This is a genomic window from Neobacillus sp. BP17 (assembly GCF_059579525.1).
Genome location: NZ_CM184198.1, coordinates 3,043,674 through 3,058,966 on the forward strand (window position 1 = coordinate 3,043,674; position 15,293 = coordinate 3,058,966).

Genomic DNA, 15,293 nt, shown 5'->3' on the forward strand with positions numbered 1-15,293 from the left:
AACATAATAGGTTTTTTAAACCGTTTTGAATTCTTCTAGCATCTCTTTTAAATCGTCTGCATCATGTCGAGTTTTGGCATCCAGATACATAACCCCATAGCCTACAGAGAAAATCATTGTCGTGACTAAGGTAATGAGGTTTGTAATCAGTGTTAGCAACACACTGTTCCCTAAAACCATGCCAAAAGTCATTTGAACACCAAAAGAAATACACGATATAATTAAATAAAAGACGATATAAAGTCCCAGCAATACCCATGTACGCTTTCTTGTTAATCTCCAACTTCTTCCTAATCCGGGTGAAACTTTATCAAGGACAACAGAGCCAAAATAAAAGCTCCAGCGAGTTAATAAAAGTCCTACAAGAATAGCAAAGACAAGAAACAGGACGATTCCAAGAAGAATTCCTCCGACCGGATGAACAGCGGCCGCAACAACCACACCTGTGAATGCGATAATTACGATTGGAACAATGATAATCCCCAAACTAATCAAACCGAATAAAATACTGCTTCCGATGATTGGCCAAAATCGGGAAAAGGCCTCTTTAATGACCGAACCCACCGAATAATCTTCATTTCGACGGACATGATTGATAGTGAAGAGAATGGCCGCCTCAGCAACAGGTGCCAAAATAGCACTAAGTATACCGATAATAATCAAACCAATGTCAGCACCCAAACTGCTGGAATCGAATGTGCCTGATTCTTCAAAACTCGTAAGAATTTGGTCAAACCATTCCCCATCACTGCCAACCTCTCTAAAAAAGCTAGTTCCAGAACTTAGTTGCAAGATCGCTTGGACCAGGTAAACAGGACCCATAAAAATCAGTAAAATCATGAAAAAGTCCTTAAAGCGATTTTTAGTTAGTTGAAAGGTGTGGTCGAGTATTTCGCCAAATCCTTTTGGGGTAGAAAACTTATTTTCCAACGTTTAAATCCTCCTAGATAAAATTATGAATATGACCTATTTTATCATTATTCAGATATATGTAGTGTAAAAAGTTGTCAATGTACGCAAAATCTGGATAACTAAGATGTAACGTTAATTATTTTCGAATAAGATTCGATATTTTGTCCAAAAATAAATAATGGTTTGGAGTTTTTTACATAAATATGAATTCAAACACTAGAATTGGTCGAAGGATGAGGTGAAAAAACATGGGTTGGATTTGGAATAAAAACGCAAAAGATTACTATATTGTTGATCAAAAATTACCCACTGAACAGGATCCTACATTGGTCACTGTCGTTACCCCCGTTTATAACGCGGAAAAATCACTCAGAAAAACCATCGATTCTGTGATTAATCAATCACTCGGCGTGGATCAAATCAAATATATATTAATCGATGATTGTTCCACGGACTCCTCAAGAGAAATCCTCTTAGAATACTCCGCGAAATACGCGAACATCATTGTTGTTTTCCTGAAAAAAAATTCGGGCACACCTGGCCACCCCCGAAATATCGGAATCCAATTGGCTCGGTCTAATTATATTACGTTCCTAGATGCCGATGATTGGCTTGACCCTAAAGGCTTAGAAGTATTATCGTCCATTCTATTAGAAACTGGCGATGATTATGCAGTAGGAAAAACTATACAGGTCACATCTAAAGGGATGTCTATAGTTGGTGAACATGAATCTTGTAAAGAAAGACGAAGGGAATCCCCCTTTTCAATACCGCATATTTTCCATCATTTAGGACCACGAGCACGAATGATTAAAACGAGTGTCATAAAAGACAATCAAATTTTATTTCCTGAAATGAAATTTGCGGAAGACAAGCAATTTTTTATTGATGTGTTAACCCACTGCCGGACAATTTCGACGACAGCACAACCTATTTACTATTTAAATCGGATGGATAACCAGGATTCGCGTTTAACCAATCAAACGAATATTATCCAAAAAACAAATTGTAATCTCAAAGTGATTAATCATATTATTAAGAAAGATTTAGATATTGAAAAACAGAAAATGGTCTTAAACCGTCTCTATGAATTTGATTCGATTACAAGATTCTTCCATACACCACATTTTCAAAAAACGAGGCTGAAACGCGTTTATTACTATAAGTTTAACCAAGTGTTAAAAACAACAAAGAAATTAAATTATGAGTTTTCTGAGGAATTTTTCCAACCGATGAATAAGGTGGTTTATCACTTGTTTCGCGATAGGAAATATAAAGACCTTGAGAATCTTTTTGCCTGGGAAAAGAAGGAGAAAATTAAAGAGGTCATTATCAAAGACAATCTTCCCTATGCGGTTGTACCGTTTTTAGAGGACAAATATAAATATATCCGCGTACCCATGCATTCCATACTAAATGAGGAATATATCGATAAGTATAAATATACGCTAAAATTTAAGGTGTTTGGTGATCACATTGATACACTCTCACATGGACTGGTTCGGAATTCAAATAACGCATTGCTTGAATCAATTCTTCCGGTATACATAGATACTAACGGAAATGGGACATTAGAACTCGACTTAGAGGCATTAGGCCAACTTCCAGCTGCGAACTACTCCATTTTTTTACGCTTTAATGATTATTTGAAAATTAACATCCGCAAACCAACACCAGGCAAAAACAACTATCACTATAAAAACCGTCAGTTTACTTTTTACGATACCATCTACTCAAACATCGGTTTAAAAATTTCATCTATAAAATAAAGGGACAGTGAGGACTGTCCCTTTTTAGTGAACATTCAGTTTTTAGATTTCACGACATGGTCGTTGTTTTCATAAACTAGCCAATCAGAGCCTTTGATTTTGTTAGAACCGTCAATGATTTTTTGCTTGACCCTTTTCTTTTCTGAGCCAGTTAATAGTGTAGGCTGATAATCATTCTTTGAAGAAACCGAGGAAATTGAAAATGGAACGATATTGATCTCTTTCGTATCGGATAGAACCCCATTTTTCAAATGAAAGGTTTGCTGAAAAACAAACGTATCCTTATCACTTGGATTTCGATTTCCGCCAAACATAAAGTTACCGAGGCTATATACAATGAATTTTCCTTTATATTCTTCAATTCCTTGAACCACATGTGGATGGTGACCGAGAATAAGGTCAGCACCACTGTCGATGGTAAATCGGGCCAACGACTGCTGAGAATGATCAGGGACATAATGGCGTTCATTGCCCCAATGATAATGAACGAGAATGATCTGCGCTCCTTGCGCTCGCAGCTCTTTAATATCATTCTCCACTTGATTGCGTATTTCTTGGGTATCCGACCACCCCTCATATCCTAGAGCACCGATTTTTGTTTCTTTTACCGTTGTAATATATTTATGATCATACCCAAAGTAACCAATGTTCTGTTTTTCTAGAGAAGTCAATGTATCCTGATAGCCTTGATCGAGGTAATCATGGATATGATTATTGGCTAAATTAACAGCCTCAATCCCACCCAATTCAAGGATTTTCGCATAGGATGGATCTCCTTTAAAACGAAATGTCTTCACTGCTTTTTGGGTTGCATTTGTAAGTGTGGTTTCTAAGTTGACCGTTGTAAAATCATCATTGATAAAAATATTATCCAAGCCTTTGACGAAATACGGCAACCCATTGTCATCAGCAGCTTTGATAAAAGAACTACTATAGTTAAACGATTCGTCTGAACCAAGTGTAAAATCCCCAGCTGCACTAATTTTAATCGTTGTTTCTTTCACAGGTTCAGGTTTTGTTTCTGGGACAACTTCTTGTTTAGTCTCTTGCGTTTGCTCCTCTTTTTTTATCTTCTCATCCGCTTTTTCCTTTAGATTGGAGATTTGCGAATCAGCATTCTCTTCCGTTTTACTGCTGTTCAAATAATAACCACCCGCAATCAGTAACACGACAACAACAATAAGGAATGGGAGAAACGATTTCTTCCTTCCTCGGTATTTATCTCTTCTACTATTCATAATCCAAATGACCCCTTTAATTTACTTAACTTTCCTTATATTACAATAAGTTCAACTATTACACTATAAAAAAATATACCCATGGCTTTCTTCAGAGGGAGAAAGTCATGGGTATTAAAGGGTGGATTAATATTAAATCTGTGAGAATTCCTCTACTAGTTCACCAAATCGTTTTAAAGAGTTTTCAATTGGGGAGGATGTCGTAAGATCAACGCCGGTCTTCTTTAACAATTCAAGCGGATAGTCTGAACTGCCGCTCTTTAAGAATTCTAAATAAGAAGTTAATGTTTTTTGGTCCCCTTCAAGAATCTTGGTCGCCAAATGAATCGCTGAAGCAAATCCAGTAGCGTACTTATAAACATAGAACGGGCGGTAAAAATGCGGGATTCTTGACCAGCCAAATTTAACTTCCTCATCGAAGACTACCTCATCACCATTATATTCGCGGAATAATTTCTCATAGGTTTGGTTAAATACTTCGACAGTAAGCGGCATACCTTTTTCAGCCATCTCATGGGTCTTCATCTCAAACTCGGCAAACATCACTTGTGTGAAAAACGTTCCCTTAAATTGGTCGATGAAATGGTTCACTAAATGCTTCCGAACATCAGGGTTTTTCTCATTGTTTAATAAGTAGTTAATTAATAATACTTCATTGACCGTGGAGGCCACTTCTGCCACAAAAATACTATACCTGGCAGTGATTTGTGGTTGATGTTGTGAACTTAAACGGCTGTGGACGCCATGTCCGCATTCATGGACCAACGTAAAGAAACTATCCAAATCATCTTGATGATTGAGAAGGATATAGGGGTGAACGCCGTACACTCCCAGATTGTAGGCACCTGACCGCTTCCCAGGAGTTTCTCTGACATCTATATACCGTTTTTCTTTAAACTCCTTCAGGATATTGACATAGTCCTCACCCAATGGGGCTAACGCCTTGCACATCGTATCATAAGCTTCCTCATAGGAAATGTCTTGCTTCACGCCACTAACAAGTGGGACACTCATATCATATTGACGTAGTTCATCCAGATTCAATGTCTCCTTGCGTATCCGTGAATATTGATGAAGAGGCTGAATATTTTGCTTCGTTGTTTTGATTAAATTCTCATAGACCTCTTTTGGTACGTTATCCCCAAACAGGGATTTTTCCAACGCGGAAGGGTATTGACGGATTTTAGCCGTAGTCACATTAGTTTTGATGGCAGCTGAAAGTGTAGCAGCAATTGAATTTTTTAATTGCAGGTAAGGCTGATAATATGCCTTATAGGCTTCTCTTCGTTTTTCTCGGTCCGTATCTTCGATTATTTTAGAGTACATTCCCCTCGTTAATTCCACACGTTCCCCGTCTTCACTGGTTACTTCCCCGAATTTAATATCTGCGTTATTCATCATCCCAAAAATGTTCCCTGGAGCCGAGAGGGCTTCCCCTAATTGGGAAAGGACGGCTTCCTGTTCTTTAGATAATACATGTTGTTTATAACGAAACGACTCCCATAAGTCCTCTGCAAAGTAATCCAGCTTCTTTTCAGATTTTATGTATCCTGATAATGTTTCTTCGTCTAGTGTTAATAAATAAGGCATAAAGAAGGAGGTCGACGCACTTACTTTTACACTCAGTTGTTTTGCGCGATCTAAGTTGGACTGAGCCTGGGTATCCCTAGTATTTTGATCCACACTCAACATCGCATAAGCATAAACCTTATTGAATAGGAAAGATAATTCTTCACGTTGATGAAGATATTGATACAATGAGTGCCCATCTTGAATCGTTCCATCATATTGTTTCAGTTTTTTTGCCATTTCTTCTATAGTTAGAAGATCCTCTTCCCATTTACTCTTATCGGAATAGATATCGTCTAAATTCCACTTTTCATGCGTGGGTACATCATTTCTATTAGTATAGGTCACCATTTATATATCCGCTCCCTTTTATGTAATCCGTTTTTATACTCTTATCATAATCAATATATTCCGAAATTCCTATTGGCAAAACCTAAAAGACATAAGAAAAACAGGCCACTGTAATGACCTGTTTCCCTTTAATTAATTTATTTGGTTAGCTCTTTTTCTTTCTCAATGACAGACAATCTTTGCGCTACCTCTTCTTCACTTAGACCGTGCTGTGCTATATAACGGTTGCGTGGATGAACACGACATTCGTGTGAACAGCTTCGTAAGTGCTTATGTTCGTTCTCCTCCGAGCAAAGGATTTTACGATTACATTCTGGGTTGGCACAATTCACATAGCGTTCACATGGCTCGCCACTATAAAAATCCTTCCCAACAACGACATGCTCTTTACGGTTAACAGGAACACTTATGCGCTCATCAAACACATAAAGTTGACCATCCCATAAGTCTCCCTGAACTTCGGGATCTTTACCATAGGTGACAATTCCGCCTTCAAGCTGTGATACATCTTCAAAACCTTCTTGAAGCAGCCAGCCGGAGAATTTTTCACAGCGAATCCCACCAGTACAATAAGTAAGAATCTTCTTGCCTTCAAACTCCTGCTTATTTTCGCGAATCCATTGTGGCAGATCACGGAAGTTAAGAATATCCGGGCGGACAGCTCCACGAAAATGACCTAAATCAAACTCATAATCGTTTCGTGCATCAATAACAACCGTATCTTCATCTTGCATCGCCTCAAAAAATTCCTTAGGCTTCAAATGCTTGCCGGTTTGCACATTCGGATTGACATCATCTTCCAAACGCAATGTAACTAACTCAGGTCTGAACCGAACTTTCATCTTTTTGAAGGCATGTTCAGAAGCTTCATCAATTTTAAAAATAGTACCCGCGAACAACGGATGTTCGTTCATATATTTGATATAGGCGTCAGTTTGTTCAATGGTGCCTGACACCGTACCATTAATTCCTTCAGCAGCAATGATAATTCGGCCTTTAAGGCCAAGTTCATTACAGAATTGCAGATGTTCCTGGGTCACTTCCTCAGGATTCTCTATGTTTACATATTTATAGTACAATAACACTCTAAATTCTTGATTCATGGTTACCACCTTACAAATTTTTATATATATAAAACACTTGGTTTTTAGCATTAACCTTATGATTATAGCAAAAAGAAACATCTCAATTCAAATTTTTTCACTTCCCAATGGCGGCAATTCCTTCATAGGTGGATATTACCAACCTTCTTACATCGCTTTTTCTGTTACAATTTTTTAAGTGAGCAATAATAAGGAGGACATAAACAATGAATAAACGTCGTCTCCTCGTTTGCCTGGTAATTGCGGTTACCTTTATTGGAGGAATATTAACAGGGGTCCTTTTCACCTCTAACCATAAAAAGCAAGAGCGTCCTAGTACGATCATCATAGAAGATGCACCGAAATCAGCGATTATGCCAAATGCAAAAGAGTTTCCAAACTTAAAAAAAGCACCCTCTAAGGTACTCATCGGTTATGTTCAGGATTATCGTGATCCGAACATGGTAGATTATTCGAAATTAACACATGTCATTTTCTCGTTTGTGCATCCGACCAAGGATGGAACAGTTTTATTTAATGGCGACCAAGCTTTAAAAAACCTGCGAATGGTTGTTAAAAAAGCAGATAGTCATAACACCAAAGTAATCCTTGCAATCGGTGGTTGGTACCATATTAAGGGCGGAGAATCCTATAATTATTTTCAACCAGCAATCTCTCATTCTAAATCTAGAACAAAGTTAGTGAAAGAGCTAACTAATCTTGCAGTCCGCGAGAAACTGGATGGAATTGATATCGACTTTGAACACCCGCGCAATGCAGCGGATGCAAAAAATCTCGCTTCCTTTGCGAAAGAATTAAGTGCCCAGCTTCATCGGAAACAGAAAGAACTGTCTATCGCTGTTCATTCAAAAATTCATGCGGTCACGTTAACCGAAGCTGGCTTTATACAGTATGAACCAACCATGTTCCAATATGTTGACCATGTCAATATTATGGCCTATGATGGTCAATGGGACGACGGGTACAATGCCGCTAATCTATCGCCCTATCCATTTACTGAGAAAATAGTAAACTATTGGACAAATCTCTTTGACACACATAAAATTTCAAAAGAGAAATTAGTCTTGGGTGTCCCTACGTATGCCCAACCAGATGATCCGAAAATTAAACAAGTCTCATTTGCCGCAATTATTAACAAAAATCCAGCGAATGCAGGCAAGGACACCGTCAAAATGAATGGGACAACCTACCATTATAACGGCAGTGCGACGATGAAAAAGAAAACGAGGCTCGCACTTAATCACGGTTTTGGCGGGATGATGATGTGGGAAGTAGGTCTAGACGCTCAAGGGTCACATAGTTTGACTGGGATAATTGCTTCCGAACTAAAAGCGTCAAGTAAAGAACCAGTGAAATACTATTCGGCAAAAGGCTATTAGGCGATAAAAAAATCACCAAACAACGCTCTGAGAACAAATCGTTCTGAGCGTTGTTTTATTATTATAACCTGTTTGGCCAGCTATTTTTGAATGTATTGCTATGGAAATCCTCAAAAAACTGAACTAATTCTCAATAGGACGGTTTTTAGCTTGAAAGGTTAGCTGTCTCTGAAATTAGTTGATAGGAGCGAAGCCGATCATCTGGAGAATGGGTAATGGTAACAATCATTATTTCATCCGCGTTATATTTATCCTGAAGGTCCTTCAGTTTATGGTAAACCGTTTGTGGGTTTCCAATAATCATCTTCTGTTTCATATTTTCTAATGATTCCTTTTCGATGTCTGTTAGTGGATATTGCCTAGCTTCCTCGATGGAAGGGACTCCACCGTCTTCGCCTTTTCTCCTTTGCAATGCCCACACAAGTGTACTTATTGCGACTTCTTCCGCCCGCTCATCCGTATCGGCACAAATAGTAGAAACCGCCACAATTACTTCTGGTTCTCGGGTCTGTTTCCGTGGCTTAAAGGTCTGTAAATATTGTTCAATAATTTCTGTCCCGTCCTTTTCGCTCATAAATTGTCCAAAGGCATAGGGAAGGCCATTTTCAGCTGCAAGCAAGGCGCTTTTTTTACTAGTCCCCAATAGCCAAGGAACAGGTGAAAACTCTGGGATTGGTGAAGCCGATACTTTAGCAAACTCATGATCACTTGGAAATTTATTTTCTAAAAAGTAAAGCAGCGTTTCCACTGATGCTGGCATGTTCCATATCTGCTGAAGAAAATTATCTGATAAGGCATTTGTTGCTTCAGCTGAGCCCCCTGGTGCGCGGCCTATTCCAAGATCTATTCTTCCTGGAAATAAAGTGGCTAACATATTGTAAACTTCTGCCACTTTATATGGTTTGTAGTGTGGTAATAAGACCGCTCCCGAACCAATCCGAATTTTGCTAGTGTTTGCCCCGATATAAGCTAACATTACTTCTGGCGCAGAACAGGCTAATCCTTCTAAGTCATGGTGTTCAGCAATCCAGTAACGCGTATACCCATATGTTTCTGCCGCTTGGGCTAACTTCATTGATGCATTCAATGCTTCTTGAACAGTTTGATTGGATGAAATTGGGGCTTGATCTAAGATACTTAACCTCATTCCAAACTACCTCCCTTCCTTTTTCTATTTTATATTATTAGAAGCTAATTATGGAAAAATGACAACAACTCGGTGCCTGACACCCATTTTGACACGAAGTTGTAATAAATAAAGCAGTTTGTCGAAGATTTTCCTAAGTTTTTGAAGGAGAATGTCGAAAAACAGAGAATGAAGTTAAGGAGGTTATATAAAGGAGGAGAAACATTTGAAGAAATTATTAACAATTTTATGTGGAATCATTATTGGATTATCGTTGTTTGTGAGTATTGGGAATACGGTAAAGGCAGCTGAGTGCGGATGCGACGTAACACCTGTTTTAGGAGCTGAAAAGAATAAAATTGTTGCAAATTTATTAAGTAGTCATGAGTTTAAGAATGTAAAACATTTGCTTAAAAGTGAAGGATACAACTATAGAGGAGCAAAAAGCATCGAAGTTCTTATCAATCATTCGCATAAGGATACAGTAATGGTGGGAGTACCTTTTTATAATGAGGATGGTACTATAGAAATGGCAGCATTTTTTAATGGAATTTATATGGGGCATGGGTCCAATGAAGATTAATTTTATTAAATAACAAAATCCTTTCCAACACGGAAAGGATTTGTTATTTAATCTAGTTCACCCAAACTGCCAAACACTATGACTCAAATTTCCATAGCGGAAACTGCGATGTAGCAACTTCGCCTTTTGACTATCGTCAGCAGCTCCCATTGCATAAAAAATTGGGATAAAGTGTTCGTTTCCATAGCGTGGTACGGCATATTCAGCATAAGGAGCAAGGGAATCATATTTAAATAATGACTCAAGGTCCCATTTATTTAAATGGTGAGCCAACCAATCGTCAAACTCAAGTGCCCATTGATCGATTTCGTTATCTGCCCATTTCACTGCTCTGAGGTTATGCACAGTTCCTCCACTTGCAATGATTAATATATCATCTGCTCTTAATGAGGCTAAGCTTTTTCCTACTTTATATTGCTCTTCCGGTTTAAGATTCGGATTAACGGACATCGAAATGACAGGGATATCGGCATTCGGATACAACTTTCGAAGCACTACCCATGCCCCATGATCAAGGCCGCGTTTCATTTCGCTTTCAAATGGTACTCCGTTTTTCGCGAACAGGTCTTTAATTTCTTGTGAAACCTGGTGGTCCCCTTTAGCCGGATATTTAATTGTGTATAATTCTGGGTCGAAGCCGCCAAAATCATAAATGGTGTCATATGTGTCGACTTCGCTTACTTTTTGCATCGATGATTCCCAGTGGGCTGAAAACAATATAATTGCTTTCGGCCTTGGCAGTGTTTGTCCGAGCTGGCTTAGAAACTGAGTATACTCATTGTTCTCAATTGCTAATAATGGTGCTCCATGGGCAATAAAAAAAGATGGCATCATATTTACGTCCTCCTTTTAATTATTATAGCTTTTTGATAAAGATGTAGTTTCTTCCTTCTGACCTTTGAAGATAAGTTGATCTACTGCAAACATTTTACTACCATTTATCGCAATAAAAATAGCCATTGCTAGGAGAGCCAAATCTAATTCATAACCAGCCATTTGTCCGTTTCCTAAAAATCCAACAGCAAGTTTTACTTTAACGATTGCACCAATCATTAGTAACGATAATAGGGCTGAGACAATTTGACTGCCTAAACCTAGAACTAATGCAGCTCCACCAACCATTTCCACAACTGCTACTCCATAGGCTAAGAATCCTGGTAGCCCTATACTTTCAAACCAGCCAACGATATTTTCAATTCCACCCTGAAATTTAACTACCCCATGGACAAAGAACGTAATACCTAACACAACTCTTAAAAGTAATGTACTAACTTCAAATTTTTTTAACATAATATTATTTTCCCCTTTTATTATCATTATTTTTCTACTTTTTCCATTAACCAGTTCATGAAATCCCAATGGTTATCCATTGAAACGGTGTGTCCTTCTTGGTAGGTTTTAAAGGTGACATCTGCCCCTAAACCACTAAAATACTCATTATTTGCCAATCCCCAATCAAACGGAAGAACCTGATCCAGCACACCATGGGATATAAATAAGGACAAATTATCAACTGACTGGATTTGGTACTCTTCTTTTACAAAAGCAGGAATGTATCCGCTTAGTGCAATAATGCCCTTTATTCGGCTACCTAATGTTAATCCAAGCGTCATCGACAAAATTGCTCCCTGACTAAAGCCAAGTAAGAACAATTGGCTCTCATCTAATGGATAATCCTCGCAGGCATAATCAATAAAACTTGTCAGTTTACGGATTCCTTCATCAAACACTTCCCGGTGCGGTTTTCCATATCCTTGAATCGTAAAAAACGCATAGCCTGGAGGTTGTGGAAGATGCCCACGGATACTAAAAATGTAAAAACGGTCTTCTAAGCCGTTTACTAGTGACAGCATATTTTGTTCATTACTGCCAATCCCATGCATTAAAAACAACGCAGGATAGGTTTTTCCCGGTTCAGTTTGTGCTGGACGACGAAGCTCATAAATCATCGGTGAATTCATCCTATCATCCCTTCTTTTAAACATATATTCCTAATATTTTTAGGATGGCTGTTTATATGATTTCTTACACTTTATTCAAATTCAAGGACATTGAATCGAAATAAATAAAAAAGATTCATATAAAGAAACTAATAGACAAAAAAGATATCACACCTAAAGTTTTCTAATGTGAATCTTTGTTGTTTATAGAATAACAAGTGAATCATTATGATGTCAATAATTATTTTCTAATATATAAACTTGTTTTATATTAGAATACAAAAAATAGGAACCAAGTTGGTTCCTATCATCTTCATTATAGAGTCGCTAAAAATGCCTGTATCTCGGATATAAGTTCCATAGGATTTTCAAACATACTCATATGGCCCGAATCTTTAATGATTGATTGCTTGATATTCGCTCTACTAACAGAAAATGTTTTTTCTGCTGGAATGATCTGATCCTGTTCCCCTGCAACTAAAAGAACGGGCAATGTCGAGGATTCCAATACTCGATTCCGGTCTGGCCGGTCCTTCATCGCATGAAGCGCATCAATCGCCCCCTCTGCTGAAGTAGCATAGCCAATTTCCATTGCAGTACCAACAAAATTCTCATCCTGATTTTCCTGTGAAAATAATTTTGGAACCAATCCGTCAATGAGTGAGTAAATTCCCGACCGGTTTACTTTTTCAATATTGGCGGCTCTGGCTTGTTTCGCCTCTTCTGAATCTGGAAATGCAGTTGAATGGATAAGTGAATACCCGTTTAATTGACCACCGTATTTTTCTGCAAAAGCCAGGGTGATATACCCGCCTAATGAGTGACCAAACATTGTGACTTCCGGTAAATTTAAGGCATCCAAAAGATGTTTCACTTGATCTGCCATATTTTCAATCGTGCTGCTGCCTTGAAGAGGCTCTGACTGTCCATGTCCAGGAGGGTCTGGTGCAATCACCCTGTAATCTGCTGACAACGTTGGGATAACAAACTCCCAATAGCTAGAATTCCCACAAAAGCCATGCAGGAGCACGATTGGCTTCCCCTCGCCGCTGTCTATGTAGGCAAACGTTGAATCTTTTGCTTTGAGTTTCTTCAATTCCATAGGTTCACCTCAGTGTTTGTTCAGCTAATTTGCTCTTCACTATTATCGTTACTTAATAATATTCTTTTATTTGGGATTAATGTTAAGTTTGATTTTTTCAATAAATATTCCAGATGATCGATTGGCATTGATCCATATCCTTTACTATCTGCAAGAGTAAATTGAACAGTGACGCCATTATAACTTTTAACCGTGAAAGATTCCGCGGAATTAAAAAAACTTTTAATCCCTTGAGATATTTGATATTTAGTACCTTCTTCAATTAACATTATATTACTCCTTTATGATGTTCTTCATATGTAGTATGCCTAGAAAGGTTATATACATACATATTTTTTCCAATTGAATTTTATCTACAAAAAAGAGAGATGGTGTCATCTCTCTCTTACTCTACCATTCCCTCTTCTTCATCCATCATGGCATCAAATGCCTCCGAAACCTTGTCAAATTCTTCATCACTTTCGATAGCGGCTAAATCACCTTCATCATCGACTTTCATAAAAAAGATATCAATATCTTCATCAGAATCCTGCCTAATTTCGTCCGCAAACCCAACAGCAACGTAATCTGTACCTTCTATTGTCATGACACCAAGCACTTCAACTTCTTGTTCTTCTCCGTTTTCATCCGTAATCGTAAAAATTTCTTGAACTTCAATTTTACTCATTATACGTTCAACTTCCTTTAAAAGTATTTTCATAAAACAGTATCCCTAAAAAGATGGAGTTTATTCGAAAACATGTATTTCCATTATAAATTCGACAGAAATCTTATATAATTAGTTCATAATACTTGCTAAGGAGAATCCTATGAATCCAAAACAGTTAGAAGAAAAAATAATTGAAAACTTTCGGGGCGAAGAGAAAATGATGATTCTCGTCTTTGCTCAATGGTGTGTGAATCATGACCTTGATCCGGAAGAGTTATATATAAAAGCCTATCCTAATCAGGGTTCTAATCCTGCTTTAAGAGAGGCCATTGAGTTAACTGTACCTAAAGAAGAAGCTGGAGAAGTCGGCGACCAAACCTTGCTTGGTGTGTTAGCACTGTTTGGTAATGATGATCTTGCATTTGTGGTTACGAAAGAAATTAACAAACTGAGGAAATAACGTTTTGTACAATTTATGAAGGGTTTTGTGCAGATTTCGGGTCATTTTGTACGAATCCATGAAGTTAAGTACAAATAACGATCAGTTTTGTACAATTATACATTTTCTTCCAATTCTTCCTAATAAAGCAGACATAGTTCACTAGCTATGTCTGCTTTATTACTTAATAATGATATTCCCTGTTCACCGGCGAAGGCTTCATTAAGAAATCCTTTAACGCCTCTCTATTTTCCTCCAAATTAATCTCCAGAACCGCCCCGGCGTGAGGGTAGGTTTTATTTACATAGCTATTTTGAACCGGAATACGTAAACTGTCGATATTTTTGATTGGATAAAAAACTAGTTTTGATAGTACAGCTAAAATCTCTCCTTTATCCATGTCCGACTCGACATGATCTAAACTTTCATCCACAAAATCGGGCAGTGCTGCTAACGATTCTATATGACTAAATTTATTTTTTAACTGCTCCTTTACCTTGACGACGACTTCCTGTTGTCGTTTCACACGGCCAAAGTCACTTTCGTCATCATGCCTAAACCGAACATATTTTAACAACTCTCTTCCCTTCAGCGCATTTTCTCCAGGCTTCACATCCATTTTAAAATCGTCTATCATCTTTTGACTAACATTGACAGTTATACCTTCGGGTGCAATTAGGTCAATAAAGTTAGCAAAGCCATCAAAATCAATCGAAATGGAATGGTCCACTTTTATTCCGAAATTTTGATAAATTGTCTTTTTTAACAATTCATTTCCTCCGATAAAATAGGCCATATTGAGCTTGTCGTAGCCTTTTTTATGCCCGGGAATCTTGACATAACTGTCTCTCATCAAACTAATTAATTTGATATTACCTTCTTTAGGAACATATTGAGCAATAATGATGGCGTCTGAAAAGGATTGCTGTTCCCCTCTTGAATCACTTCCAATTAAGAGAAAGTTCATCATTCCTTTTTTATCTTTATGATTGGTATTATCTTCAATTTTGGATGGTGAAGAGGGTTGAACTTGATTTTGGTCATTTAAATTTCCTGCCGAACAGCCTCCTAATAAAATAGAAAATAAAATTATCATGAGTATTCTCAAGCTTTTCACCAACTTTCGATAAAAT

General features: G+C 37.8%; 16 protein-coding genes. 4 read left to right on the forward strand and 12 right to left on the reverse strand.

Annotated elements, in window-relative coordinates; genetic code table 11:
* Positions 1 to 15: 15 nt before the first annotated feature.
* Positions 16 to 930, reverse strand: coding sequence for a DUF7847 domain-containing protein (locus AC4QJR_RS14755; protein WP_251458909.1), 915 nt, complete (start codon positions 928 to 930; stop codon positions 16 to 18).
* Positions 931 to 1,160: 230 nt separating this feature from the next.
* Here AC4QJR_RS14755 and AC4QJR_RS14760 point away from each other — a divergent pair, with 230 nt between their 5' ends.
* On the forward strand, positions 1,161 to 2,681 hold the full coding sequence (locus AC4QJR_RS14760) for a glycosyltransferase family 2 protein (RefSeq protein WP_496523297.1): 1,521 nt from the start codon (positions 1,161 to 1,163) through the stop codon (positions 2,679 to 2,681).
* A gap of 35 nt (positions 2,682 to 2,716) precedes the next feature.
* Here AC4QJR_RS14760 and AC4QJR_RS14765 read toward each other — a convergent pair whose 3' ends face one another.
* The 3 genes from AC4QJR_RS14765 to trhO all read right to left on the reverse strand — a co-directional run bounded on the left by AC4QJR_RS14765 (position 2,717) and on the right by trhO (position 6,942).
* Positions 2,717 to 3,919, reverse strand: a complete 1,203-nt coding sequence (locus AC4QJR_RS14765; RefSeq protein WP_496523298.1) for a CapA family protein — start codon at positions 3,917 to 3,919, stop codon at positions 2,717 to 2,719.
* A gap of 132 nt (positions 3,920 to 4,051) precedes the next feature.
* The gene (gene pepF / locus AC4QJR_RS14770) at positions 4,052 to 5,839 is read right to left on the reverse strand and encodes an oligoendopeptidase F (protein WP_496523299.1); all 1,788 of its coding nucleotides are present in this window, start codon (positions 5,837 to 5,839) and stop codon (positions 4,052 to 4,054) included.
* 137 nt (positions 5,840 to 5,976) lie between these two features.
* Positions 5,977 to 6,942 carry an oxygen-dependent tRNA uridine(34) hydroxylase TrhO gene (trhO, locus tag AC4QJR_RS14775; RefSeq protein ID WP_496523300.1) on the reverse strand — a complete coding sequence of 322 codons (966 nt, stop codon included), beginning with the start codon at positions 6,940 to 6,942 and terminating at the stop codon, positions 5,977 to 5,979.
* Positions 6,943 to 7,148: 206 nt separating this feature from the next.
* Between trhO and AC4QJR_RS14780 the strand changes: the two genes are divergently transcribed.
* Positions 7,149 to 8,321, forward strand: a complete 1,173-nt coding sequence (locus tag AC4QJR_RS14780) for a glycoside hydrolase family 18 protein (protein WP_496523301.1) — start codon at positions 7,149 to 7,151, stop codon at positions 8,319 to 8,321.
* A gap of 145 nt (positions 8,322 to 8,466) precedes the next feature.
* Here the strand turns inward: AC4QJR_RS14780 and AC4QJR_RS14785 are convergent, their stop codons facing one another.
* A complete protein-coding gene (locus tag AC4QJR_RS14785; protein WP_496523302.1) occupies positions 8,467 to 9,468 on the reverse strand; it encodes an LLM class flavin-dependent oxidoreductase in 1,002 nt (333 codons plus the stop codon).
* A 205-nt stretch (positions 9,469 to 9,673) separates the two neighbouring features.
* Between AC4QJR_RS14785 and AC4QJR_RS14790 the strand changes: the two genes are divergently transcribed.
* The gene (locus AC4QJR_RS14790) at positions 9,674 to 10,030 is read left to right on the forward strand and encodes a hypothetical protein (RefSeq protein ID WP_496523303.1); all 357 of its coding nucleotides are present in this window, start codon (positions 9,674 to 9,676) and stop codon (positions 10,028 to 10,030) included.
* Between the two features lie 57 nt (positions 10,031 to 10,087).
* Here AC4QJR_RS14790 and AC4QJR_RS14795 read toward each other — a convergent pair whose 3' ends face one another.
* From AC4QJR_RS14795 to AC4QJR_RS14820, 6 genes are all read right to left on the reverse strand, one after another.
* The gene (locus AC4QJR_RS14795; protein ID WP_496523304.1) at positions 10,088 to 10,864 is read right to left on the reverse strand and encodes a dioxygenase family protein; all 777 of its coding nucleotides are present in this window, start codon (positions 10,862 to 10,864) and stop codon (positions 10,088 to 10,090) included.
* 15 nt (positions 10,865 to 10,879) lie between these two features.
* On the reverse strand, positions 10,880 to 11,320 hold the full coding sequence (locus AC4QJR_RS14800) for a DoxX family protein (RefSeq protein WP_496523305.1): 441 nt from the start codon (positions 11,318 to 11,320) through the stop codon (positions 10,880 to 10,882).
* A gap of 26 nt (positions 11,321 to 11,346) precedes the next feature.
* Positions 11,347 to 11,991, reverse strand: a complete 645-nt coding sequence (locus AC4QJR_RS14805) for an alpha/beta hydrolase (protein ID WP_496523306.1) — start codon at positions 11,989 to 11,991, stop codon at positions 11,347 to 11,349.
* Positions 11,992 to 12,286: 295 nt separating this feature from the next.
* Positions 12,287 to 13,072: an alpha/beta fold hydrolase gene (locus tag AC4QJR_RS14810; protein WP_496523307.1), complete on the reverse strand. Its 786-nt coding sequence runs from the start codon at positions 13,070 to 13,072 to the stop codon at positions 12,287 to 12,289.
* Positions 13,073 to 13,092: 20 nt separating this feature from the next.
* The gene (locus tag AC4QJR_RS14815) at positions 13,093 to 13,341 is read right to left on the reverse strand and encodes a hypothetical protein (protein WP_375377154.1); all 249 of its coding nucleotides are present in this window, start codon (positions 13,339 to 13,341) and stop codon (positions 13,093 to 13,095) included.
* 116 nt (positions 13,342 to 13,457) lie between these two features.
* Positions 13,458 to 13,739, reverse strand: a complete 282-nt coding sequence (locus tag AC4QJR_RS14820; protein WP_496523308.1) for a DUF1292 domain-containing protein — start codon at positions 13,737 to 13,739, stop codon at positions 13,458 to 13,460.
* Positions 13,740 to 13,881: 142 nt separating this feature from the next.
* On the opposite strand from AC4QJR_RS14820, the gene yxiS reads away from it, so the two are divergent.
* On the forward strand, positions 13,882 to 14,181 hold the full coding sequence (gene yxiS, locus AC4QJR_RS14825) for a protein YxiS (protein WP_496523309.1): 300 nt from the start codon (positions 13,882 to 13,884) through the stop codon (positions 14,179 to 14,181).
* 163 nt (positions 14,182 to 14,344) lie between these two features.
* Here yxiS and AC4QJR_RS14830 read toward each other — a convergent pair whose 3' ends face one another.
* A complete protein-coding gene (locus tag AC4QJR_RS14830) occupies positions 14,345 to 15,256 on the reverse strand; it encodes an LCP family protein (protein ID WP_496523310.1) in 912 nt (303 codons plus the stop codon).
* Positions 15,257 to 15,293: the final 37 nt, after the last annotated feature.